The organism is Paenibacillus sp. sgz302114 (assembly GCF_056120345.1).
On sequence record NZ_JBVYOI010000002.1, the window covers coordinates 264212 to 287284 of the forward strand.

23 protein-coding genes and 1 other annotated feature are annotated in these 23073 nt (G+C 52.6%); of the genes, 8 read left to right on the forward strand and 15 right to left on the reverse strand.

Annotated features, from left to right (window positions below; genetic code table 11):
- Positions 1–64: 64 nt before the first annotated feature.
- The 7 genes from AC0LWF_RS06250 to AC0LWF_RS06280 all read right to left on the reverse strand — a co-directional run bounded on the left by AC0LWF_RS06250 (position 65) and on the right by AC0LWF_RS06280 (position 8315).
- On the reverse strand, positions 65–1708 hold the full coding sequence (locus tag AC0LWF_RS06250) for a putative polysaccharide biosynthesis protein (protein WP_474650696.1): 1644 nt from the start codon (positions 1706–1708) through the stop codon (positions 65–67).
- A 27-nt stretch (positions 1709–1735) separates the two neighbouring features.
- Positions 1736–2458, reverse strand: a complete 723-nt coding sequence (locus AC0LWF_RS06255) for a ThuA domain-containing protein (RefSeq protein WP_474650697.1) — start codon at positions 2456–2458, stop codon at positions 1736–1738.
- 27 nt (positions 2459–2485) lie between these two features.
- Positions 2486–2962, reverse strand: coding sequence for a DUF456 domain-containing protein (locus AC0LWF_RS06260; protein WP_474650698.1), 477 nt, complete (start codon positions 2960–2962; stop codon positions 2486–2488).
- 8 nt (positions 2963–2970) lie between these two features.
- Positions 2971–3723 carry a Cof-type HAD-IIB family hydrolase gene (locus tag AC0LWF_RS06265; protein ID WP_474650699.1) on the reverse strand — a complete coding sequence of 251 codons (753 nt, stop codon included), beginning with the start codon at positions 3721–3723 and terminating at the stop codon, positions 2971–2973.
- 786 nt (positions 3724–4509) lie between these two features.
- Entirely contained in the window at positions 4510–6624 is a 2115-nt protein-coding gene (locus AC0LWF_RS06270) for a peptidoglycan D,D-transpeptidase FtsI family protein (RefSeq protein ID WP_474650700.1), read from the reverse strand.
- 24 nt (positions 6625–6648) lie between these two features.
- Positions 6649–7827, reverse strand: coding sequence for a transglutaminase domain-containing protein (locus AC0LWF_RS06275; RefSeq protein ID WP_474650701.1), 1179 nt, complete (start codon positions 7825–7827; stop codon positions 6649–6651).
- 44 nt (positions 7828–7871) lie between these two features.
- Complete coding sequence (locus tag AC0LWF_RS06280; protein ID WP_474650702.1) at positions 7872–8315, reverse strand: hypothetical protein; 444 nt, start codon at positions 8313–8315, stop codon at positions 7872–7874.
- Positions 8316–8501: 186 nt separating this feature from the next.
- On the opposite strand from AC0LWF_RS06280, the gene AC0LWF_RS06285 reads away from it, so the two are divergent.
- The 3 genes from AC0LWF_RS06285 (at position 8502) to AC0LWF_RS06295 (ending at position 10458) form a co-directional block, all read left to right on the forward strand.
- Complete coding sequence (locus AC0LWF_RS06285) at positions 8502–9710, forward strand: MFS transporter (protein ID WP_474650703.1); 1209 nt, start codon at positions 8502–8504, stop codon at positions 9708–9710.
- Positions 9711–9838: 128 nt separating this feature from the next.
- Complete coding sequence (locus tag AC0LWF_RS06290; protein ID WP_474650704.1) at positions 9839–9958, forward strand: YjcZ family sporulation protein; 120 nt, start codon at positions 9839–9841, stop codon at positions 9956–9958.
- Between the two features lie 122 nt (positions 9959–10080).
- Positions 10081–10458: a toprim domain-containing protein gene (locus tag AC0LWF_RS06295; RefSeq protein WP_474651209.1), complete on the forward strand. Its 378-nt coding sequence runs from the start codon at positions 10081–10083 to the stop codon at positions 10456–10458.
- Positions 10459–10470: 12 nt separating this feature from the next.
- Here the strand turns inward: AC0LWF_RS06295 and AC0LWF_RS06300 are convergent, their stop codons facing one another.
- Genes AC0LWF_RS06300 through cyoE form a run of 3 tightly spaced genes read right to left on the reverse strand, consistent with a single transcriptional unit; the run spans position 10471 to position 12901 of the window.
- A complete protein-coding gene (locus AC0LWF_RS06300) occupies positions 10471–11394 on the reverse strand; it encodes an AEC family transporter (protein ID WP_474650705.1) in 924 nt (307 codons plus the stop codon).
- Between the two features lie 12 nt (positions 11395–11406).
- On the reverse strand, positions 11407–12027 hold the full coding sequence (locus AC0LWF_RS06305) for an SCO family protein (protein WP_474650706.1): 621 nt from the start codon (positions 12025–12027) through the stop codon (positions 11407–11409).
- Positions 12028–12040: 13 nt separating this feature from the next.
- Positions 12041–12901, reverse strand: a complete 861-nt coding sequence (cyoE, locus tag AC0LWF_RS06310; RefSeq protein WP_474650707.1) for a heme o synthase — start codon at positions 12899–12901, stop codon at positions 12041–12043.
- Between the two features lie 215 nt (positions 12902–13116).
- Here cyoE and AC0LWF_RS06315 point away from each other — a divergent pair, with 215 nt between their 5' ends.
- A complete protein-coding gene (locus AC0LWF_RS06315) occupies positions 13117–13539 on the forward strand; it encodes a cell wall hydrolase (RefSeq protein WP_474650708.1) in 423 nt (140 codons plus the stop codon).
- A gap of 47 nt (positions 13540–13586) precedes the next feature.
- Positions 13587–14138, forward strand: coding sequence for a spore coat protein GerQ (gerQ, locus tag AC0LWF_RS06320; RefSeq protein ID WP_474650709.1), 552 nt, complete (start codon positions 13587–13589; stop codon positions 14136–14138).
- Here the strand turns inward: gerQ and AC0LWF_RS06325 are convergent.
- A complete protein-coding gene (locus tag AC0LWF_RS06325) occupies positions 14116–14415 on the reverse strand; it encodes a hypothetical protein (RefSeq protein WP_474650710.1) in 300 nt (99 codons plus the stop codon). The two genes, gerQ and AC0LWF_RS06325, sit on opposite strands and share 23 nt — an antisense overlap.
- A gap of 165 nt (positions 14416–14580) precedes the next feature.
- Here AC0LWF_RS06325 and AC0LWF_RS06330 point away from each other — a divergent pair, with 165 nt between their 5' ends.
- The gene (locus tag AC0LWF_RS06330; RefSeq protein WP_474650711.1) at positions 14581–15567 is read left to right on the forward strand and encodes a metal-dependent hydrolase; all 987 of its coding nucleotides are present in this window, start codon (positions 14581–14583) and stop codon (positions 15565–15567) included.
- 126 nt (positions 15568–15693) lie between these two features.
- Here AC0LWF_RS06330 and AC0LWF_RS06335 read toward each other — a convergent pair whose 3' ends face one another.
- Positions 15694–15924: an alpha/beta-type small acid-soluble spore protein gene (locus tag AC0LWF_RS06335; protein WP_474650712.1), complete on the reverse strand. Its 231-nt coding sequence runs from the start codon at positions 15922–15924 to the stop codon at positions 15694–15696.
- 130 nt (positions 15925–16054) lie between these two features.
- On the opposite strand from AC0LWF_RS06335, the gene AC0LWF_RS06340 reads away from it, so the two are divergent.
- Positions 16055–16243: a DUF5325 family protein gene (locus AC0LWF_RS06340; RefSeq protein WP_474651210.1), complete on the forward strand. Its 189-nt coding sequence runs from the start codon at positions 16055–16057 to the stop codon at positions 16241–16243.
- A 63-nt stretch (positions 16244–16306) separates the two neighbouring features.
- On the opposite strand, the gene trpS is transcribed toward AC0LWF_RS06340, so the two are convergent.
- The 3 genes from trpS to AC0LWF_RS06355 all read right to left on the reverse strand — a co-directional run bounded on the left by trpS (position 16307) and on the right by AC0LWF_RS06355 (position 21895).
- Positions 16307–17293, reverse strand: a complete 987-nt coding sequence (trpS, locus tag AC0LWF_RS06345; protein ID WP_474650713.1) for a tryptophan--tRNA ligase — start codon at positions 17291–17293, stop codon at positions 16307–16309.
- A 51-nt stretch (positions 17294–17344) separates the two neighbouring features.
- Positions 17345–17587: a binding site (T-box leader), on the reverse strand.
- 323 nt (positions 17588–17910) lie between these two features.
- Positions 17911–19878 carry a beta-propeller fold lactonase family protein gene (locus AC0LWF_RS06350; protein WP_474650714.1) on the reverse strand — a complete coding sequence of 656 codons (1968 nt, stop codon included), beginning with the start codon at positions 19876–19878 and terminating at the stop codon, positions 17911–17913.
- 4 nt (positions 19879–19882) lie between these two features.
- A complete protein-coding gene (locus AC0LWF_RS06355; RefSeq protein WP_474650715.1) occupies positions 19883–21895 on the reverse strand; it encodes a hypothetical protein in 2013 nt (670 codons plus the stop codon).
- A gap of 248 nt (positions 21896–22143) precedes the next feature.
- On the opposite strand from AC0LWF_RS06355, the gene AC0LWF_RS06360 reads away from it, so the two are divergent.
- On the forward strand, positions 22144–23064 hold the full coding sequence (locus AC0LWF_RS06360; protein ID WP_474650716.1) for a permease: 921 nt from the start codon (positions 22144–22146) through the stop codon (positions 23062–23064).
- Positions 23065–23073: the final 9 nt, after the last annotated feature.

The window sequence follows — 23073 nt, forward strand, 5'->3', positions numbered from 1 at the left end:
ACACCCCTCCATGATAGATTAGACCTGAGGACTATTCTAACATGAAGAGGATATATTTGGTAGATTAGTTAGCTTGACGCGATGCTATTCTCATAAGCGGATTCAGCGCCTTGCGAAGCGGTCTTGGGAAGCTTGCCGCATCGGCAGCGGTAATGACGCGAAGCAGAATGAGCAGCGCGACGTACAGTCCGAACGAAACGCCGCCGGTTAAGATACACGACAAGGCATAGGTCAGCTTGACCGGAATGCCGGTAATGTAATGTCGGCAAGCATAATCGACAGCCCAGCCTGCACCTGATGAGATCGCAATCGTCAGCGCATAACCGATCCAGCGTGTACCGAGAATCGACAGCGTAATTTCCTTGCGAATCATCCGGAAGTTAAGCGATGCAATCGTCATGAAGCAGATCGTCGATGACAGAATCAAGCCGTACACGCCGAATAGCGGAGCAAGCGCAAGACTCGTCACGACCTTCACCGCGATACCAATCAACGCGTGTCGCATCGGCATCGTCGGCTTGTTCATGCTCGTCAGTATCGTATTGCTTGTCATCATCGTAATTTGGAAGATCGTACCCGCCGTCAGAGCCGCGACTGCAAGACTACCGCCTGTGTTAGCAAACAGCAGACCGGTGATCGAGGTAGCCGCAACGGTCATGATCAGCGAAGCCGGCACGCCTGTAAATACAACGATTCGCATAACAAGCGAGGCTTGACGCTCGACTTCCTTCATATTCCGAACCGAATACGCGGACGAAATAACCGGAATCATCGATTGGCTGAGCGCAATGGCCAGAATCGGCGGAATGCCGGCAAGCGCCTGTGCTTTCACGCCTAGCCAGTCAAGCATCTGGTCTGCATCCGGCACACTGTAGTAGCCGTGTGTCAGCTTAATAAAGAACGACGTATCGAAGAAATAAATAAATTGCACCGTCATCGACGTAATCACGATCGGAACCGATATTTTGAACAGCTCTTTGTATATCGACTTGAACGATAGCGTGGAACGCTTCTCGGTCATCGTCGATTTCTCGAGAGCCGCAGCCGACTTGTCCAGCGCATCCTGCCGGCGCAGCTTGCGCGCGTACGACAGCATGACGATGAACGCTCCAACGCTGCCGAATACGCTGCCGAACGTTGCGGCAGCCGCAATCCAGCGCTGGCCCCAGCCCCATGCCAGCACCATATAAGCAAGTCCAACCGCGGTTATGACGCGGAGAATCTGCTCGATGATCTGGGAGACACCGCCTGCCGCCATTAGCTGACGCCCTTGGAAGTAGCCTCTCATCATCGCAATGATCGGGAAGAACAGCAGCGCCGGCGCAATTGCCCGCACCGCAAGATCAGCGCCTGGCTTCTCTGCGACATGCGTCGCATATAACGGAGCGAACACGAGCAGCAGCACCGTAATGAGCACGCCGGTTACCGAGCCGAACAGCAGCGCCGCTTTGTAAATCCGCTTCGCTTCATCCGGACGGCCCTGCGCATAGCGCTCGGACACCATTTTGCTGATCGCACTCGGGATACCGCCTGTCGCAACAATAAGAAGCATCAAATAAATATTATTAGCGACGGTAAAATAACCGCCGCCGTGACTGTCCGTCATATAATCCAGCGGAATACGCTGGAAGATCCCGAGGAACCGGGCAACCAGCGCTGCCGCTGCTAGAATGATTGTACCTTTAATCAAGGAGTCCTTTTTCACCATGATGCCTATCTAATCTCCTTGCTGTAATTACTTCGCTTTAATTTCTTCAAGCGGCTTGTGGTTACCGCGAACTGGTGCTGCTACACCCGATGGAGTTGCCCAGCGGATACCGTTCTTAATAACTTGAAGCACATTTGGGTTGTAGTAAGTCGGGAATGTCTCGTGGCCTGGGCGGAAGTAGAACACTTTGCCTTGGCCGCGGTGCCATGTGCAGCCGCTGCGGAATACTTCGCCGCCTTCGAACCAGCTTACGAATACAAGCTCGTCCGGCGCAGGAATGTCGAAGTGCTCGCCGTACATTTCTTCGCGCTCAAGGTTGAAGTATTCTGGAATGCCTGCTGCAATCGGGTGAGCTGGGTTTACGGTCCAAATCCGCTCTCTCTCGTTCGCTTCACGCCATTTCAGGTCGCAGCCTGTGCCCATGAGCTTCTTGAAGATTTTGGAGAAGTGGCCGGAGTGAAGGACGATAAGGCCCATGCCGTTCATAACGCGCTTATGTACACGCTCTACAATCACATCTTCAACTCGGTCATGTGCCATGTGGCCCCACCAGATCAGAACGTCCGTGTTCTCAAGCACTTCTTCAGTCAAACCATGCTCCGGCTCGTCAAGCGTAGCTGTGCGAACCTCGAAGCCGTCCGTACCGATACCCGCTTTGATCGCTTCGTGGATACCGTTTGGATAAACCGCGATAACCTCCGCATTGCTCTTCTCGTGCTGGAACTCATTCCATACTGTTACTTTTACCATTTTTGCACAGCCTCCCAATAAATTAGTTTAAATCCAAATAAAGAAAATAATAATCATGGCAGCTTGAAGCACTATCTTCGCTACCATGCTGGTGAACAAGCCTACTACTGCGCCGAAGCCTGCCTTGAGTGCCTCGTCCAACTTGGAGCCGACAATTAGCTCGCCAATAATTGCGCCGAGGAGCGGTCCAAGCAGCAATCCGAAGGCCGGAATGACGAATGGCCCAATCAGGATACCGATTGTGCTGCCTATTATGGATGCGCGCGAGCCTCCGAACTTCTTGACGCCCCATGCGTTCACCGCGTAATCGGCGATGAACAACGACGCGACGATCAGCGTCTGTATGGTCCAGAACCAGAAGCCGAACGGTTCGAACGAAATAAAAAAGCCGTAAACGAAGAAAGCGGCATAAATGGCGAGCGCGCCCGGTAATATCGGAAAAATAGCGCCTCCCATGCCTACAACAAACAGGATGACGACGATAATCCAGCCTGCAATCTCCATTCACGCACTCATCCTTTCAGCACGTAGTCTCTGATCAGATGCATGACGGCGTGCTCTTCATTGGTCACGGTCACGACATCAGCAGCCGATTTCACTTCCTCCTGTGCATTGCCCATCGCAACGCCAAGCCCTACCTCGCGGATCATTGCAATGTCATTCAAGCTGTCGCCCATAGCAGCAACCTGCGACATGTCGATATCCAGCAGCGTACACAGCTCGCGAATTGCCGTTGCTTTAGACACGCCCTCCGGATTCATCTCCAAATTCCACGGAGATGAGTTCGTAATTTCAAGCCCGCCCCATGAAGACGTTTCCTTCAAAATTGCGTCACGCACCTCGGTGTCATCGATATGATAGCCGAATTTGAGCCAGTGATGCGCATCGAAATCAGAAGCGGGTTCTATCCATTTCTCTTTGTTGTAAATATCCATCGTTGTGTATGCCCAGTACCAGCATTCCGGATACGAGAGCGCAAGCTCATGCAGCCGCTTAAGCATATCGGGCGACATCAGCGTACGTTTGTGCAGCACATGCGGACGATGCCATATCTCTCCGCCATTCACCGTAATCATCGGCGTGTCTAGCTTCAGCTGCTCGGCGTAAGGCACCGCGCTTTGAAAGCCGCGTCCTGTTGCGAAGCAGACGGTGACCCCTGCATCCATTGCTTTGCGGATCCACATTGCGTTCTCGCTGCTAATTTCCTGACGTTCGTTCAGCAGCGTGCCATCCATATCAAGCGCTACCAGTTTAATCGTTCCCATGAGACCTCCCAAACAAAAACAACATTGTCCAGCTAGCGTTCATTTTAGCACATTACATGGAGAATCCAAACTGACGTTCATGTACGATTCTAATTATAGTGAGAGATTCGCGAATGCGCGCTACTCAATCTTGTGCTTTTTGTGTTCCATCTTGCTGCTTACACTCCAATTAATGTTCCCGTTAGAAAAAGAATGGCATACAGCAGCCGGCGAAGCGCGGCATGCTTCTTATGGCGTCGCATATGAATCCCCTCCTTGGCTTAAGCAGATGACATGCTATCTTGGCCTTGGTTTATGTTATGCAACAGTGTTTCCACTGTGCAACATTGGGACGGGCAGCGTATAAATTTTGGCGGGGCGGACTTGACCTCCTGAATGGGATGGAAAGACATGAGACGCAAACTAGGCGAATTGAGGAGGCTGGCTGATCGCCGCGATTTCTGCGATATCCCTTCCTGAGAGAGTGGATTTGCATTCCTCCCTCGTCAGCCCACGCAGCCTCGCCTCGTAACGAACTCCACAATCGTTATTCGTTTCAAAAAGCCACCTTCTTGATTTCTAACGAATCGAGGAGTCGTTATTCATTGCAATCCTGTCTCCTTTGGCACCACAACGCTTCGATAACGCTTCTGAGGTTCGTTAAATTTAGCTAAAGGCCAATCTGACTGAACAAGGTCATTACGTTTCGTTAGCCCAAGCAGACCCTCATACTGTTCGCGAAACAAAAAAGCAGCGACCACAGGTCGCTGCCAGCATGTATGTTAAACCTACGTTTACTATTTCAAATCACGTTTGAGGCTTGCCAGCATTCGCATTCGTGTTCGTCGCCGCACCGTTGGCCGGTGTTCCCGTCGTCGCACCATTCGTCGGTGTTCCCGTCGCCGTTCCATTCGCAGGAGGCATTGCCGGTGTTTTCGGTTTCGCCGGTACGCCGTGGAGACCGATCTCATCGTTGTACGCATCGAAGATTTTGCGTGCAACTGGTGCTGCACCGTAAGCGCCGAAGCCGCCTTCAGGAATGACAACCGCAACCGCAATGACAGGGTCTTCGGCTGGGGCAGATGCAATAAATACGGAGTTCTCAACGATAGCGCCGCTTACCTGCTGCTGCGATGTACCGGTCTTGCGAAGCACCTTGTATGGCGCATTATTGAACTCCGTGATGCTTACGTTAAGCATCCCTTTCTCAATTTCTTTCCAGTATTCATCCGGGAAGTTGATCGTATTAAGCACTTCCGGCTGATAGGACTGCACTACTTTGCCGTCCGCGTCACGAATCTCCTTCACGAACTGCGGCTTCATCCGCTTGCCGTGGCTCGCGAGCGTTGCAGCATATTGTGCCAGCTGCAGCGTCGTGTAGCGTCCCATCTGGCCGAAGGAGGCCAGAATGAGCGCGGACTGCGAAGATGCTGCCTCTCGCTCATGGAAGTAACCGATAACGCCTTTGCTCTCGTTAAGCAGGCCGCTCTCCGTATCGACGCCAAGACCGAACTGCTTCACGTAGCTATCCCAAATATCTACGCCGTTACTCGAGTCTTTGCGATAAAGCGCATCCCCGACCATCTTAGCCATAAACGGGTTCGAGGAATGGGAAATCGCCGATGATGGATCAAGCGTTCCATAGGCATGCCCCTTCGCGTTACCGATCCGTCTGCGCGACGAGCCTTTACCGTAGAAGAACGAGCCTGTATCTGTATATGTGCTTGAAGTCGTAAACAGCTTCTCATTGAGGCCGATCAAGATCGACAAAGGCTTTTGCGTGGAACCTAGGAACACAACGGAAGACGGATGCTTACGCTGCTCCTTCGGATCCTTATACGGTCCGATAACCGGACTGATCGTACCGTTCTGCAGCACGCTGCTGATCGTATCGTAGTCATCCGTGCTGATTTTGCCGCCTTCCCAGATGTTCGGGTCATAGTCCGGCATACTCGCCATCGCGATGATTTTCCCTGTCTTGACCTCCATTGCAACGGCATAGCCGGTCTTCGCATTATCCCGGTGGCGATCACGGTCAGGCGTGGTCTGCAAGAAATGCAGCTGATCCATAATCGCCTGCTCCGTCGCTTCCTGCACGTTCCGATTAATGGTCAGGTAGACGTTGTCGCCCTTCTCCGGCTTCGTAATGACGGGCGGCCCGATGATACGGCTAGCCGCGTTCACCGGATATGTCTTAAGGCCGTTCTTGCCGCGAAGGATATCTTGGTACAAATACTCCAGACCATCAAAGCCAACATCCTCGGTCTGCAAATATTTCAAGCGCGGATCGTCGGTCTTGCCGCGGTCCTTGTATAGATTATTCTCGGCGCCGCCGCCGAACTTCTTCAAGTAACCGACCAGCTGGACAGCCGTCTTGGTCGAATCGTAATGGCGAATGCTCTCTTCTACGATGTCGATACCCTTGTAATGGTCGCGGTTCTCCATGAAATAAGCGATCTCCTTCTCAGAGAGGCCGCTCTTGATACGGCGCGGAACCGATACGTTGTTCTTCTTGTAGTCGAGGTCCATGTTCTTGACGATTGTCTCGAGAGATATGGCTGCCTTCTGTTCGCCCTTTTGCTGGAACACGTAGTACAGCTGTCTTGCAGTCTCAATCGAATCTTCTTTCTTCGTTCCCGGTTCGATGCTGTAATAAAGCGATTGCGTCGATGTGGAGTAAGCAATTGCTTTGCCGCCGGAATCATAGATATTGCCTCGGATCGGCGGAATAAGCACGTTCGTCGAGCCCCGCTTCTCCTCCTCTTCCCTTAAGGAAGGGCCTTCAACGAACTGCAGAATAGCTAAACGGACGATAAGGACGCTAAACACAAAAAACGTAACGAAAAAGAAAAGATTGAGCCGGAACGAAAAGTTTCGCCGGTTCGTAATTTCCCGCTTCTGCGGATCGTCTTGCTGTACCACTGTAAATCTCCTTTCTCCTTACGATCAAGCTTGCTGGATATGCGAAGAAGCGAATCCCTTAGGATTGAACCAGGCACCGGAAGACGCCCATGTCGCATCGAGCGGAATCCACTTGCCTCCTGCATCGGCAAGCTTCACTTCATTCCACGCGTGCGGGCCATAGCTTCCATTTCCTGTAGCGCCAAGCCCTGTAACGACCTTCGCATCTAGCCCAATCGACCTCGCCATTACGGCATATAGTCTGGCCACATCTATACAGACGCCTTTTCGGGTATCAAAAGTTTCAGTTGGCGTCTGTTCTTTCCAAATGCCTTTATTCACATAATTATTCGCTTTATCCCAGTCATAGACGATGCGCGTGCCGATCCAATCGTAGAGCGCTCTCGCCTTCTCTTCATCAGTGTGCGCATTTATGGTTACTTTCACAGCTGCCGCTTCAATGTTCTGCGGAACCGCTGCGTCGATCACCTCGTACTTGCGCTCCAGCACCTTGCGGAACTCCGCCTGCACCGCATCGCTGAACACCGGACCTTGCTTCAGTACATCGCCAGCTACCGGGGTCAATATCTCTGCCGCCGTCTTCTTGTACAGCGCCGAAGCCCGGATCGAATCCACCCCTGCCGCCCCCGGCAGCAGCGACACATAGACGAAAAGAATCGCGATGACAAGGAAGGCTCGTCCCGCGCCTAGCAATGCCCCAAGCAGCGCCCCGGTCGCCCGGCTTGCCGTACCTGAACGCATGCGCTGCGGCATTCGGGACAATTGGCGAGAATCGGTTGCTTGCTCCGAGCGGACAAGTCTATCATATATCACTTCAAACAACGGCTCTATGAACTGGAGCAAGCTCCGTACGACGGCATAAATAAGCAGAAACAGTGCGCTGAATCGCAGCAGCTCGAAATCCCGCAAGCTCGTAATGAAGGTATACCACAGCTGCTTCACGGAGCTAAGCTCCTCCTGAGGCACGACAATGTGCCGCTCCACAAGCAGATCGCGTATGACTGGCGACAGTCTCGTCGCTAATTTGCCTGCTATGACTAACGCCAGCACGACAGTTGCCGCCTGCCAAATAAAAAAGAAAAGGTGCTTCGCGCTGCGAGGTGCACCTCTTCTCATACCTTGAATGATAGAGACAAGCAGGATGATCAGCACCATGAGCGCAACTGGTTCTGGTTTGAGCATCGGCAGAAACCAGCTATACATGATGAACCCTCCTCATTCGTTCCCGAAGCAGCAGCTGCTGCTTGCTAGACGTTCTTTTTCGCTTGATCAATCAAGCTTTGAATCGTAGAGTCAATCTTCCATGTGCCGAGCGACGTATCGTGGAACTTGACTTTCACTTCGCCATCTCCAGGCGTGCCGGTCAATTCCAGGTTCTTCGTCTTTACCGTGAACGTCCCGTCGCCGTTCGTCGTGAATGTCGCTTCAGCCGCTTCGCCAGCCATAGCCGTAATGGCTTCCTGCTTCACGCTGTCTGCGACCTTCGTGCCGATCGACTTGACATCCTCCAGCGAATAACCGCTATAAACAACGACAACGGATAGAATCGCCACGACGATGAGCCACTTCACAACCGTCTTCACAATACGAAGGACGATGAACAGCACAACGAGCGCAATGACGAGAAACAGCCATTTGTCCTTGAAAAATTGAATCCACGTGTCCATATCATAATTGAAATCCAAGCTCATCCTCACGCACTCCTCCATTATACCCGTCAAAAAGTTTCATTACAAAATATTATACCCTATGACCCTATAAGCGTAAACGGTGCCTGTTTGCTAGTGCTATGGACGGGCGCTAGACATATCAAGCGGCTCCCTTGCGTACAAGTAGTAACAACCTGTTCCCGCGAAAGTGGAAGGAGTGAGCGTTAGTTGAAAACCGCTATCTGGCTCTATCTGTTTCTGTTCATCGCTTTTTTTGATTTGCATGCCCAATATCCGATTCTAACACCGTTCGCGGTGTCGCTCGGAGCCGCGCCATCGTTCATCGGACTCATGATGGGACTCTACTCCATCACGCATTTGCCCGGCAATATCATTGCTGGCTATGGCGTCGACCGATTCGGCAGCCGGCTGTTCATCGTCTTCAGCCTTGCCGCCGCGGGCGGCATTCTGCTTCTGCAGTCGCGCGTAACGGACCCTTGGCAGCTGCTGACGCTTCGTTCGATTAGCGGTTTCGTCCTCGCCTTCCTCTCGCCGGCTTGCATGTCGCTGCTCGCGCGCATCACCTCCGACCGGGTTAAACAAGGCAAGCTGATGGCGGGCAACGGCCTCATGCATACGATCGCATCCGTCATCTCGCCAGCTGCCGGAGCCTATCTCGTCGCCCAGATCGGCTTCACGACCGCTTTTTTCGTGCTGGGCTGGATTCTGATCGTCACCGCTGCCTGCGCGCTGTTCTTCATCCGCGATATTCCGGTCACGCCGCAAGCGGCCGCGCTCACGCAGCCGCTTGCCGCGCATATGAATGCGCAGCAGCTCGGCATGCGCGGCAAGGCGTTCAAGGAAATAGAGAAGCCGCCATCTGTCCCGTGGTTGATCTACCTGCTTCCAGTAGCGATGAGCTGCGCGCAAGGCATTCTCTCCTTCGAGCTGCCGCTTATGGCAACGAGCAAAGAAGCGATGATGACGACGGGACTGCTATTCTCCGTTGTCAGTCTCGGAGCGCTGCTCACGCTCAGCATGCTGTTCTTGAACAAGCTATCGCCGTTTCTCCGCTCGCTCTGGGGAGCATTCATGCTGGCGATCACGTATTTTGCAATAGCTGCCGGTGTCCCTTTGCCGTTTATGAGCCTGCTCTTCGTCGTCGGTATGTGCAAAGGCGTCATCTTCCCCGCCCTCTCCTCGCTGCTGATCGAGCGCACCGGGGGTACCAGATACGGCCGCACCTTCTCGTTCTTGTCGGTCGCCTTCTCGGTTGGCGCGTTTATGGGACCCATGCTCGCCGGCCAGCTGCGCAATTATATTTCGCCTTACTATATCGCCTTCCTCAGCCTGATGATCGCAGTCTCCGTGCTCCCGTTCTACTCCTATACGGCGAGGACCGGAGGCTCTAACGCCCATTTTTCGCGAACTGGGTAGTTGCACAGGGCTATTATCATTCAGGGGCATACATTACAGTGTGGCAAGTGGCTAAGTTGCTTTAACAAATAGAGCAGCATCCCAAACGCCTATGATAATCATCTTGCGAAAGAGGGGTGACATTCACAATGTCAAATTTCGTAGATGCTGAACGCGGAGGACATCACCACGGCTTCACTTCTGCAGGTGCGATCCTTGTTCTCTTCATCCTGCTCGTTATTGTTATTTGCGGCTGTGGCGGCTGGTAATCATCCCCGAGCCAATCTCGATCATACGGTCTGCCTACTAAGGCAGGCCGTTTTTCGTCCTTCGGATATGTCATCTTCTCGCAGCAAATAAGGTATGATAACAGCAAGAGGTGAACCTTATGATGGACATCGCAATCATTGTGGAAGGCAAGAACGACAAGAGCCGACTGCGCCGTGTACTGAACGAGGGAGTGGATATTTTCTGTACGATGGGTACTCCGGGCGTTACTCAGTTGGAGAAGCTGCGCAGGCAGGTCGGCGACAAGCAAGCGTATATTTTCACCGACAATGACGCTTCCGGCAAACGGATCAGAGGGATGCTGCGCGATACATTTCCCGATGCGGAGCATATTCATACACGCCGCGGCTACCCCGGAGTTGAGAAGACGCCAGAGGATTATCTGATCGAGCAATTAGAAAAAGCGGGCCTCGAGGAGTACATCATGTACCCAACTCAAAGCGCCGCCATATGGAGTAAAGAGGATGATTTCAAATTCTAGCTGTCATATCAGTTAGCCCATCACATAGATGACGAACGTGACCGTCACAATACTTAACAAGGTGGAAATAAGCACCGCTTGCGAAGCATACTCCTTCTCATTGTCGAACTCGACCGCGAGCAATACGCTCGATAGCGAGGTGGGCACCGATGAAGAAACGATGAGCGCCTTCGCCATTAGCCCATCGATGCCGAGCAGCCAGACGACGAGACTTGCGAGCATCGGACCGCCGATCAGCCTGAGGCTGCATGATAGCAGCACGTCTCCGAGCATGAGGCTGCGCAGCGATATCTTCATACTGCCGAGCTGAACGCCGAGCGTGATGAGCGCAACGCCGATGAAAGCATTCGCCAAATAATCGAGCGGCACCTGCAGCGGATGGGGAATCGGCACACCGAACCCGCGCATCAGAAACCCGAGCGGAATGGCGTAGATAACAGGCTGCTTCAATATCGTCCGCACAATCTGCTTGCCGTTGATGCGATGCGCATTCACGCTATAGATCCCGTAAGTGTTCGGCAGGAGCGATTGCATCATCATAATCAGCACTTGCACCGACAGCGTAAACGGGTTCGAAGCGAACACCAGCTCATTCAATGGAATGCCGTAATTCGCGCTGTTGTAGAACAACACGCTGTTGCGCATCGCCCCGCGCCGCCCCTTCTCGATCCCCCGTACCCGAATGGCAATCTCCACGCAGCTGTAGAGCAGCAGCATGAATACGACGAAGAACAGCAGGACATGAACCGCAGATTGCAGCGAAACCTCAGTCGTATACAATAATTTAAACATAATTGCTGGCGAGAACAGATAGAAATTCAGCTTGGATAATGTCTTGATATCTAAAGAAAAAGCCCGATGCAGCGTGATGCCTAAAGCAATCATGACCGCAAGCGGGATAATGTTGTTCCATAGTATAGATAAAAATATGGCCACCTGATTCGTCCTCTACTCTTCCAACAGTGCATCCACGACTTTCGTAATCTTGTCTGCATTCTGTGTCTCATCGATGGAGCCAGTTAAATATTTTCGTACAACGCCTTGCTTATCTACGAACGTAATCGTGTCCGTATGTGTAAACAGGTTCGTACTCGGGTCTTTTGCAAGGCCGAGCCCAAAATCCTTCATCAGCTGAGCAGTCGCTTCCTCGCTGTCCTCGCGCAGAAACTTCCAGCCGCTCGCATCAATATCGAACTTGCCGGCGAACTCTTTCATCGCATCTAGCGTGTCTCGCTTCGGATCGAACGTAATCGACATGAATTCCACGTCTTTGCCGAAGCTGCCGCTCTCCTTCAGCTTGTTCTGGACCTGCGTCATCAGATAAGTCGTCGGCGGACAAATATCCGGGCAGTTCGCGTAGAAGAAATAGATCACGCGCACTTTGCCGTTCGTATTCTCAAGCGTCACATCGTTGCCGTCCAGATCACTCAGCGAGAAGCTAGGCGCCTTCAGGTTCTGATCCAAGTTCACCTTCGTACCCTTCGAAGACGATAAGTATAAATATACCGCCATTACCGCGCATAGCGCCAGCACCGCAATGGTAAAGCCGTATTTACGTACTACAGGCATAACTTCCGCCCTCCTACACTGCACCGTTCGTATCCACAATCATAACGAGGAACACGATCATCAAATAGTTAATCGAGATAAAGAAATTCGTTCTTGCCCATTTGTTCGTATCTGCTGTCTTAAGGCCAGCAAGCGTATGAACAAGCCACAGCACGCTGCCTAGCAGCGAAATAATGAGAAACGCATAGCCGACATAACCGTAAGTGAACATCAAAATCCCAGTCGGGATGAGCAGCAGAATGTACGGCTGCATTTGCAGCTTCGTGCGCTTAATGCCTTTCACGACCGGAAGCAGCGGGAACCCGGCTTCACGGTATTCTTCTACGCGGCGGATGGCAAGAGACCAGAAATGCGCAGGCTGCCACAGGAACAATAGCGCGAATAGAATCCAAGCGCCTGCATCTACAGAGCCTGTTACTGCACAGTATCCGATGACAGGAGGCATTGCGCCGGAAATACCGCCAATGGACGTACTCCACGTCGATGTCCGTTTCAGCCACATCGTGTATACCACAACATAAACAAAGAATCCAAGCAAACCAAGCCAGCCGCTCAGCGGATTGACGAGCGTGAAGAGAATGACCGATCCGATAATCCCTAGAATGATGCCGTAGATCAGCACATTCGCAGGCTTCAGCCGATTCGTCGGCAGCGCCCGGTTCTTCGTCCGTTCCATCTTCTTGTCCAGCTCGCGATCCCAGTAGTTATTAATGACACAAGCTGACGCCATTACTAGACCCGAGCCAATCAGCATGTAGATCATAAGCACCCAATCAATATCCCATTTTGAAGCGACCCAGAACCCGCCGAACGCTGCGAAAGCATTCAATCGTATGAGTTTCGGTTTCGTCAGGGCCACATATTCTTTAAACACAGCGAGCCTCCCCGTTCCACTCCTGCATGAGCCTTCTTTCGCCCATTTTCTGAGTTAAAATCGCTCTTAATCATACCGAAAAAACAAGCTGTTGACAATGTTCGCGGGTCCAGTTCATGAATTTGACACCCTTTGGAACCATTTTGCCCATTTATCAATACACTAGCAATGTGGTTATTGGCCCAAGTGGATGAAAGGAAGTGAAGGTCAGAGACATGGCAGCCATTAAATCGAACTCTGAGGAAGTCAAGCTGCTCGCTAGGCTTCTCCGTGCGGAAGCTGAAGGCGAAGGCAACCAGGGCATGCTGATGGTCGGCAACGTCGGCGTCAACCGTGTCCTTGGTAACTGTATCGATTTCAAAAACATCCGTACCATTCAGCAAATGGTGTACCAAAGCCCCGGAGGATTCGAAGCTACGCAGAAAGGCTACTTCTATCAGGCTGCCAGAGACAATGAGATTGCACTTGCGAAGCGCGTCATCAACGGTGAACGCTTGTGGCCTTCGAGTAATGCTTTATGGTACTTCCGGCCGGCCGGCAGCTGTCCGCCTACATGGTGGGACCAACGGTTCGAAGGCAAGTTCAAGGCTCATTGCTTCTACGTGCCGAAGCCTGGTGAATGTCCAGCGGTTTATTAACTTCAACTTAAATTGAATCATTTTTTGAAAGTGAGGAATTTAAACTTATGTCAAACGGTTACGGGTACAAAACAGCGGTAAGTCCAGCAAACACAGGACCAGCATTCGGTGGTTATGGCTACTATCCGCAGCAACAACCAATGCCAATGCCAATGCCAATGCCAATGCCAACTCCGCTCCCGGCTCCAGTGCCAACGCCATTCGTAGCTGGCGCTTCCACAATGCCGCCTAGCGTACCAAGCGGTTCTTTTGTAACACCGATGGGCGGTAACGTCGTTACGGTTCCGGCAACAGAGGAGTCCTATGTAGAGAACATCCTCCGTCTGAACAGAGGCAAAATGGCTACGTTTTATATGACGTACGAGAACAACCGCGAATGGAATGCGAAAGTATTCCGCGGCATCATCGAAGCAGCTGGACGCGATCATATCATCATTAGCGATCCTTCGACTGGCATGCGCTACTTACTGCTCACGCTGAACCTCGACTATGTTACGTTCGATGGTCCAATCAACTACGAATACACGTTTAACGGCGTCACGATCTCGAATACAACAGCTATGAATCCAACGGCAGCTACAGCCCCAATGGGCCGCTAATCGGCTTAAACGTCCATGCATGGACTTTGGCGCTTCCTCCAGGCACCCAGTCCGACATTTCATACCAAGAAGAACGCTCATCGCAGCGTTCTTTTTTTATGCCGGAAGCCTTTTCCTCCGTCGCAGCTTCCCAAACCTCGACGAAGAGAAGCGGCTGGTCCGTCCCTTCGTACAATTGAAATGCCCCATTAAAATCGTGCTGCTTCTTAGCCATCCAGCTCCGGTACTTGTCCTCAAAGGCCGGTGCGATGTGATATTCCACAAAACAGATAAACATGTCAGCTTCGTCCTCCCTGTAACAATTAGCAGCCCCGCCTAAATTTGCGCAGAGCGAAGTTTTCGTAATAAACGCCCACGATTCAGAAAATACTTAAGCGTACATATATGGAGTATAACCGCATTCGCACATTTATGTTTAACTTCACGAGGAGGTCCCCCTAACATGGATAGCGGAACGCATTTAGTCATGGGACTTGGACTTGCGGGGCTTGCCTCTGTTGACCCCGTTCTCGCAACAGACCAGACGCTGCATGCTGCCGTATTAATCGGCACGGTCGTCGGCTCTCAAGCCCCGGATTTGGATGGGGTGCTCAGGCTCAAAAGCAACGCCTTGTATATACGTAACCATCGCGGCGCGTCTCACTCCATTCCAGCCATTCTCATCTGGACGGTGCTCATAACTGCCGTACTCGAGCTTATATTCGGATTCCACCTGCCTTGGCTGCATGTTGGAGGCTGGGTGCTCTTGGCAGTCGTCGTCCACGTATTCTCGGATTTGTTCAACACGTACGGTACTCAAGCAGCGCGGCCCTTTACGGAAAAATGGATCTCCTGGAACATTATTCACATCTTTGATCCGGTCATCTTCGTCTCCCACCTCATCGCTATCGTGCTATGGGCGCTGCGGATCGGCGATCCGACGTTTATTTTCCCTTCGCTGTATGCGTTCCTTATTGTTTACTACATCTGGCGAACCGTCGTCCATCGCACGCTTAGCACGAGGATGATCCGGCTGGATTCCGTTCATGAGGAAGGCGATCAATATATATTGATCCCGACCATCTCGCTCTATGATTGGAACGTTGTGAAACGAAGATCAGATGGCTCCTTCTATATCGGCGACTTCCGGCACGGCAAGCTCCGCTGGATGGATCGGGCTAAGTGCTCCAATCATCCTGCCGTCGAGAAATCGAAGAATGACCATTCGATCCGCGCTTTTCTCTACTTCACCTCCTTCGCTTGCGCAGAGGTACAGGAGCACCCTTGGGGCTACGAGGTGCGCTGGTCGGATGTTCGCTACAGGCATCGCAAGCAGTATCCGTTCGTCGGCGTGCTGCTCATGGATACCGAGTTCAAGACTCTCGGCTCTTACGTCGGCTGGCTGAGCGAGGATCGGCTGCAGAAACGGCTGCGCATGAATACGTATTGACTTGAAGAAGCCTCTTCTTGCACAATAGAAGAGGTTTTTCTTCGGGCTTATCTTAAAGCAAAAAAGCAGAAGCTCAAGGCTGCCCTTGAGCTTCTGACCATTACTCTTTGGAGATTGGTGTGCCGCTTAGCGGTATGACGAGCCACCCGACAGTTGCTGTTCAGCAATTTGGACGAGTTTTCGTGTGATGTATCCTCCGAGTGAGCCTGCATCACGAGTCGAGACATTGCCGTAGTAACCATCTTGAGGGATCTGAATACCGAGCTCCTGCGCCGCCTCAAACTTCATTTGTTGAAGTGCTGCTGTTGCTTGCGGTACGACCAGCGTATTGCTGCTTCGAGATTGTTGTCCTGCCATGTGGTATTTCTCCTTTCATCTCTTACGATGGTGTGTTGCAAACTTATTATGATTCGTTTGCGAGAAGAATATGCTAACATTCATCAAGAATTTATCAGGTTAAGGAGACGGTTCTTTTATGTCCAAGCTAATGTCCTTGTTTTTCGCGGTTTTGTCGGTGCTTCTGATGTGTGCGACAGCTATTTCCATAAGCTATAGTGGGTGGCTCACCGTGCTGTTCTTCTTGCTCACGATATGTTGTATCGGATCAGGCTTTATTGTGAAAGCCAGAACGAGACGGCTTAACGGGCAAAATGGGGAAGAAAAAAAGGAAGTATAGCTGCTACGCGGCTATACTTCCTTTTTTCTTAGTTTCGTGAGCTTGCTGCCCACGGGGCATCGGTTAGCGAGGGAGAAGGAAGCCCATTCTCTCTTTTGCCTCACGAAGCGTTTGGTGCGCGATAACAGATACGTTCTCCGCGCCTTGCTTTAAGATATCATGAATTTCGCCGGAGCTGCGGATTTCCGCATAGCGCTTCTGCAGCGGCTCGAGCTTCGATACGACTGCCTCCGCAAGATCCTTCTTGAACGCGCCGTAGCCTTGGCCATCGTAACGCGCTTCGATCTCTTCCAGCGTCAAGTCTGCGCAGTGCGCGTAGATGCTCATCAGGTTGCTCACTTCCGGCTTCTCCGCTGGGTTAAACTTCACTTCGCGGCCGGAGTCTGTTGTCGCGCGGCTAATCTTCTTACGGATCACGTCCGGCGGGTCAAGCAGTGCGATGTAGCTCGCTGGGTTCGGATTGCTCTTGCTCATCTTCTTGGTGCCGTCATCAAGTGACATGATACGTGCGCCGACCTTCGGAATGTAAGGCTGTGGAACAGTGAACATGTCGCCATAGCGCTGGTTGAAGCGCTGTGCCAGATCGCGTGTCAGCTCCAAATGTTGCTTCTGATCGTCGCCGACAGGAACGAGATCTGCGTTATATAGCAGGATGTCCGCAGCCATCAGCGTCGGGTAGACGAATAAGCCTGCGCCAACCGAGTCTTTGCCGCTCGATTTATCTTTGAACTGCGTCATCCGCTCCAGCTCACCCATATAAGCAAGCGTCGTAAACAACCAGCCAAGCTCCGCATGCGGGGCAACGTGGGATTGCGCGAATACGCTCGCTTTCGCCGGATCGATGCCTGCTGCGATGAACAGCGCAGCTACCGCTTCTGTCTGTTCGCGAAGTGCTGCTGGCTCCTGCGGAACCGTGATGGCGTGCAAGTCTACGACCATAAAGAAGCACTCATGAGTTTCTTGCAGCCTGACGAAATTTTGAATCGCGCCGATGTAATTGCCTAGCGTCAGCTGACCGCTAGGCTGAATGCCTGATAGTACGCGTGGCATGCGAGTTCCTCCTCAAATACACTTTTTTGAACACAAAAAAAGCCCTCCGTCGCAAGGGACGAGGACCGTGGTGCCACCCTAATTTATTCGCTTGATGAGTAAATAACAAGCAAATCTCCAAGCTCCATAACGTGGAGCGAATCGGCGATATATACGGCAGTCCTCCAGAAGGGCGGCTTTCCTCATCGCGGCTCAGGGACCCATTCGGCATCGGATGCTTGCGCCGGTTCCCACCAACCACCGGCTCTCTGAAGCGTACAATCCAAGCTTACTTATTCCCGTCATTGCATTTGCAACCGATTATACTCCCTCCGGGGGATTTGTCAAGGGCTGGTGCCCTATGACTGTACCCTCGTTTAAACAGCTTTAGATCAGTTAATTCCCTTTATACCTTTAAAACCTCCTAAATCGCACTGACACCCCCTAAATCCCCCTAGAATGGGGACCCCGAGGGTTTCCACCCTCTGGACACCGGAAGGTTTGTCTTGAGCTGCTACAGCGGCGCTATAGCATTCTTTCGAACGTATCCTCGTTTTCGTCCCTGCGGATTTTCGCTACTATACCTCCAAACAACAAAAATAGCCGAGAGTCACGATCGACTCCCGGCAGTAATATACTTACTCAATCTGCATCAAATATGCTACTAAATCCTGCACTTCCTTATCCGATAGCTCGGATGTGTGGCCGTGCTGGTCGCCTGCCCGTTTGATGACGTCCTCCAGCGTGGCTGCGCTGCCGTCGTGGAGGTACGGAGCGGTCGCGTAGATGCCGCGCAGCGTCGGCGTGTCGTACAGACCGCGGACACGCTTGTTCAAGAAGCTGCCACGCGCATCGCCCGCATAGTCCGTGTCCGTCTTGCTCACCGTGCCGACGTCGTGCAGATAGTCCGTATTCGCCGTCGTCAGCTTGCCGTCACCGCCCACCGCCTTGATGCTATCCGTCAAGGCATCGGTCGCATGGCACGCGATGCACATCGCCTTGCCCTCGAACAGCGCCTTGCCTCGCTCGGCTGCGGCGGTCAACTTCCCGTCCGCTGTCCGGTACGGGCTCTGCGGCACCGGAAAAGCATCCGGCATCCGCATATACGCCTCCAGCGCATCGAACAGCTTCTGCTTATCCGCAGGCATCGGTTTCGCTGGATCTACGGAGGGCAAGCCGCCCATCTCGCCTTGTACCGTATGGATGTAGTCGGTAAAGTCGTCCCGACTGCCATCCCACATGAACAGCCCCGTCTCAAAAGCCAGCACGTTGCTCGGCACGTTCCGCGGCCCTTTTCCCGTCGTCAGCGTGAGCTGGTCCACCTCGCCGTCGGAGTGGCAAGAAGCGCAGCTCATCCAATTGTTGCCCGCGAGCGGATTATCATCGCTATTCGCGCTGTAGAACAGCGTCTTGCCTAGACGCTGCTGTGCATTCAGCCGGTCCGCCGCGATCAAGCGCAGCGGCTTGCCATTCACCTGAGCCCGCCCGCCTTCCTCATCAGGAGACGGCAGCGATACATAAGTCAAATCATGCGAGTTCGAATTATGAATATACAATTCGCGACCATCCGGTGCCATAACCATCCCAATCGGAAGATCTCCCGGCAAATGATGGATCATCTGACTCGCCCTGCCGCCTCGATCCAGATCGAACACGATCAAGTCTTCACTGCCGCCCATAAGCGCATATGCCTTCTTGCCTTCTGGCGTGAACACGATATCGGTTGGATTCGAGACGATGGTTGATTTACTAAATTTATCCTTCACATCAATCCCCTTAAACAGCTCCTTGCGCGCCCGCGTATCCTCCGCGCCGCTCCCTGCATCCACAACTGACAATGCTGGAAAGATCACTTCCTCAAACTGGATCGGCGTATCCGTATTCGTCAGCAGATGAGTCTCCCAGAGCGACTTGCCGTCAGGCGTCAGCCGCAGCTGTTCCACCGTATTCGGGGTTCCCTGGCTCTTCTTCCTATCCTTCATATCCGGTGACGCCGCAAGCTGGCTCTCTCCAAGCTGCTCCATCGTATCCGTGCGGAACCGCATCGTCCGCGCATGCAAATAATCGGACACATACAATGTCCCGCCATCTGCCGTCAGCGCCAATGCACGCGGATTATCGCCAGCCTTCACTTGCTTCAACACCTTGCGGCTCACAGCATCAATGACGGAGACCGTCCCAGAGCGATAGCTGCTCACATAAAGGCGCTTCCCGTCCGGGCTCTCCACAATGCCGTAAGGTTCAATGCCCGGTTTCGCCGTGCCAATGACCTTTCCCTCTCCCAATGCGACCCACTCGACACTGCCTGCATAACGGCAAGTCACATACAGCGTCTTCCCGTCCGGTGAAACCGCAAGCTCACGCGGCTCCTTGCCGACTGCGATCTCTTTCACCACTTTGCGGTCAGCCACATCAACGACGGACACCGTATTCGTATCTCCATTCGCTACATACAATAGCTTCCCGTCCGGCGAAGCTACAATGCTGCTGCCGGAGACCGGCGCAGGCGTCGCCTCATGCCGATCTCCAAACCATCCACAGCCTGTCGTAAACGCAGCCAAAGCGGCAAGTGCAATTGCACTCGCCGCCAGCTTGAAACCTCTCAAACCTTTATTTGGACACCGATACCGGTAAAAGGATTGGAGCAATGCCATACTCACCATGTCCTTTCTGGAGCTGTGGTACATTGTCGCCGTCTGTGTTGCCGGAATCGTCGCCTACTTTGTATACGTCGCCGGTATCCCAGAATTCGCTCGCCTGCATGCCTTCCTCAAGGGTCGGACCGTCCACCACTTGGCGGAAGAACGTCACATAGCGCTCCTGAATCGCGCTTTGATCCAGAGCCTTCGGCGAGTCTGTGTCTTCGCTCGTATTTTTCAAGTTGGACAAAGCAAGACGAAGCACAGCAGACACGCCGCCAACCGTGAATGCGTCATATTTTGCATCTTTGCCGCTTGTTTTGTATGCTTTAAGGCCATCATCCCACAGCTTCTCATCCATTGCCGTATACAGCTTACGTGCCGCATCGCGATATTTCTCATCTTCAGTCGCAAGGAACGCGGACGTTAAACCACGGATGGCGCCAATCTGCGCCTGCAGCGTCGTCTTCGAGCTTGCCTCGCCCTTCGCTGTATCGTAGCTGTCGACTGCCAAGCCGTTTTTATTAATTAACGATTGCAAGATGAAATCCGCTTGCTTCACCAGCATTGTTTTTGCATCTGCGCCTTCTTTTGTGCCCATGCCTTCCGCCGCATCCCCGTTTGCATAGCCAACTGGCAAGCCGTCGATCGCCCGCTCGAACATCCGCAGCGCCTCGATCGTATAGCCCGCTTGGAACGTATCAACCGTCGTGCCCTGCTTATCTCCGTCCGACTCCGTCACGAAAGCGCCAGCCTTCTCATTCCAGTGACGTGTCTTCACGTTATCGAAGACGCCGAGCAAGACATCGCGGGAAACCGTGTAAGGATCGCTGGACGCGACATCGTTCGAAGCATCTGCATCCGTATTTACTGCCGGTGCTGCCGGGAACGGATCACCGTCAAATACACGTGCAAACGCCGGATTGCGGCTCGGATTCGCAGCCCGCTGATCCGTCATGCCGAAGAACTCGGACGCCGGCCACAGCATCAGCCATTGATCCTGCAGCAAGCTGCGTCCATCGGATACGCTCATGCTTTTCAAATTCGGGTAATCCTTATCTCCATCCTCCGTTACATCAACGGCATGCGGCAAATACGCGCCTGCTGCCAGCGTGCCAAGCGACTTCGCCGATGGATTGTAGAACAGATGATCGCGTACGAATAAGAGCTTATTCCACACTTCCTCTGTCAAAATCATCCCTTGCATCCCGTCGCTGGAGCTTACGCCGAGCTTCAGTCCTTGGTCGCCTTCAGGACCTTCCGTTGCAGTAGAAGCGTCGACCTCCTCGTCGGACTTCGCGTCATGCAGGTTGCCAAGGAAGTCGCCTGCCCACAGCGATTGCTTCAGCATCGTGCCGCCATAAGCTGCTGGAATGAGCTGCTTCTTCATCTTGTCACGGCTCCAACGAAGCGTGCCGAAATCCACTTGAATCTTCGGAATATATGCGCCATCCTCGCCATCGGCGAATTTATCTGTCGCAAGCTTCTGTACGTAATGCGGATCGCCTGCGGAGTACTCAATAAAAGTCGGATACATGTTCTGCTGGATCTGATCCGCAGGTTGACCTACACTGTCTGCCATCTTCACAAAACGTGACGCAAGCAGCTCGTTATTCTTCACGCCGGCCTTCTGCGCTTCTTCCGCAACAGCAGGACCGTTCACGAGATGAAGCCCTAGACCGGACTTCTCCACTACTTCGTACATCGCTTCCTCAGAGTACTCATAGGACTCAATGCCAGCTATGTAATCGAACGCTGTCGGTGAATCCGGCTTGCCTGCATCCAGAACGTCCAGATCAGCACCAAGGGATTCCGCGAGCGGTTCGCCCGAAAGCTCAAATTCCGCATATGCAAACATATTTCCGGCTGTGTCGAAGCTATAATCCGTTACTTTCACCTGTGCTTCAGAGCCGCAGCCTGTTACTGCAACCGAACATGCAAGAACGGCTGATAACGCAGCGGCGCTTCTTGTTCTTTTCCCCATTTCCCACTTCATCTCCACAATCTCCCAACTGCAGTAATAATGAGAATCATTATCAAAAAAATATCACATATTGCGAATTCTACTCCTTTACTAAAATGTTGGCAATGGTTTTATACGTTTCTTCATAAAATTAATAACTGGGCTGTCCTGCCTCGCTTCACGCGCGCATAACTTAATACATAGCGCGAACAGCTTGACCTAAACAGCATCGGGCACTTGTTTTCATGGAAAGGAGACCAAGAGCAGTCATGCATGACTTTCAGCATATTTTTATAAGCATCATCGTTGAAGCATTCCCGTTCATCCTGCTTGGCGTCCTCATCTCGGCGCTTCTGCAAGTATTCGTCTCGGACTCGATGATCGACCGGATTACGCCTCAAAATCCTATTGCAGGCGTCCTGTTCGGCAGCTTGCTCGGTCTGCTGCTGCCGCTATGCGAGTGCGGAATGATTCCGGTCGTACGCCGGCTGATTCGCAAAGGGATGCCGCCATATATCGGGATGGTGTTTATTTTTGCAGGTCCAATTATTAATCCCGTCGTATTCACATCCACGTACAGCGCTTTTCAGTCCGAACCCCTTATCGCATACTCGCGAATGGGACTTGCACTTGTGGTCTGCGTCCTGCTTGGGCTCCTGATGTACCGATTCATGAAGCGAAGTCCGTTGAAGCTCGGCATCCACTCGCTATCCGGACGCTCGCGCGAATCCGATTACGGTCATAACTACAATTATGGCAGCATGAATGACGGCATCCGCGGACGGATTCAAGCAACCTTCAACCATGCCTCGGACGAGTTCTTCGATATCGGCAAATATTTAATTATCGGCGCCTTCATTACAGCGATTGTGCAATCACTCGTGAAGCAGGATGTCCTCATGTCCATTGGCGGCCATCCGGGCATTGCCAATCTGTTCATGATGGGTGCCGCCTTCGCGCTGTCGCTCTGCTCCACCTCGGATGCTTTTGTCGCTTCATCGTTTCACGGCATTTTCGGACCTGGCGCCCTTCTCGCGTTCCTCGTCTTCGGACCCATGGTTGATGTGAAGAGCCTGCTCATGCTCTTCTCTACGTTCCGCAGCAAAGTCGTGATTGGCATCGTACTCTTCCTGGTCGTCAGTGTCTGGGCGCTATCCATCCTAACGGAGAAGCTCTTTTTCCATCTCTAACCTGAAGGA

Bases quoted from the DNA above. Each gene is read 5' to 3' on its own strand.
- AC0LWF_RS06250 (WP_474650696.1), bottom strand. From the start codon at position 1,708: ATGGTGAAAAAGGACTCCTTGATTAAAGGTACAATCATTCTAGCAGCG.
- AC0LWF_RS06255 (WP_474650697.1), bottom strand. From the start codon at position 2,458: ATGGTAAAAGTAACAGTATGGAATGAGTTCCAGCACGAGAAGAGCAAT.
- AC0LWF_RS06260 (WP_474650698.1), bottom strand. From the start codon at position 2,962: ATGGAGATTGCAGGCTGGATTATCGTCGTCATCCTGTTTGTTGTAGGC.
- AC0LWF_RS06265 (WP_474650699.1), bottom strand. From the start codon at position 3,723: ATGGGAACGATTAAACTGGTAGCGCTTGATATGGATGGCACGCTGCTG.
- AC0LWF_RS06275 (WP_474650701.1), bottom strand. From the start codon at position 7,827: ATGTATAGCTGGTTTCTGCCGATGCTCAAACCAGAACCAGTTGCGCTC.
- AC0LWF_RS06280 (WP_474650702.1), bottom strand. From the start codon at position 8,315: ATGAGCTTGGATTTCAATTATGATATGGACACGTGGATTCAATTTTTC.
- AC0LWF_RS06290 (WP_474650704.1), top strand. From the start codon at position 9,839: ATGTCAAATTTCGTAGATGCTGAACGCGGAGGACATCACCACGGCTTC.
- AC0LWF_RS06295 (WP_474651209.1), top strand. From the start codon at position 10,081: ATGGACATCGCAATCATTGTGGAAGGCAAGAACGACAAGAGCCGACTG.
- AC0LWF_RS06305 (WP_474650706.1), bottom strand. From the start codon at position 12,027: ATGCCTGTAGTACGTAAATACGGCTTTACCATTGCGGTGCTGGCGCTA.
- AC0LWF_RS06315 (WP_474650708.1), top strand. From the start codon at position 13,117: ATGGCAGCCATTAAATCGAACTCTGAGGAAGTCAAGCTGCTCGCTAGG.
- gerQ (WP_474650709.1), top strand. From the start codon at position 13,587: ATGTCAAACGGTTACGGGTACAAAACAGCGGTAAGTCCAGCAAACACA.
- AC0LWF_RS06325 (WP_474650710.1), bottom strand. From the start codon at position 14,415: ATGTTTATCTGTTTTGTGGAATATCACATCGCACCGGCCTTTGAGGAC.
- AC0LWF_RS06330 (WP_474650711.1), top strand. From the start codon at position 14,581: ATGGATAGCGGAACGCATTTAGTCATGGGACTTGGACTTGCGGGGCTT.
- AC0LWF_RS06335 (WP_474650712.1), bottom strand. From the start codon at position 15,924: ATGGCAGGACAACAATCTCGAAGCAGCAATACGCTGGTCGTACCGCAA.
- AC0LWF_RS06340 (WP_474651210.1), top strand. From the start codon at position 16,055: ATGTCCTTGTTTTTCGCGGTTTTGTCGGTGCTTCTGATGTGTGCGACA.
- trpS (WP_474650713.1), bottom strand. From the start codon at position 17,293: ATGCCACGCGTACTATCAGGCATTCAGCCTAGCGGTCAGCTGACGCTA.
- AC0LWF_RS06355 (WP_474650715.1), bottom strand. From the start codon at position 21,895: ATGGGGAAAAGAACAAGAAGCGCCGCTGCGTTATCAGCCGTTCTTGCA.
- AC0LWF_RS06360 (WP_474650716.1), top strand. From the start codon at position 22,144: ATGCATGACTTTCAGCATATTTTTATAAGCATCATCGTTGAAGCATTC.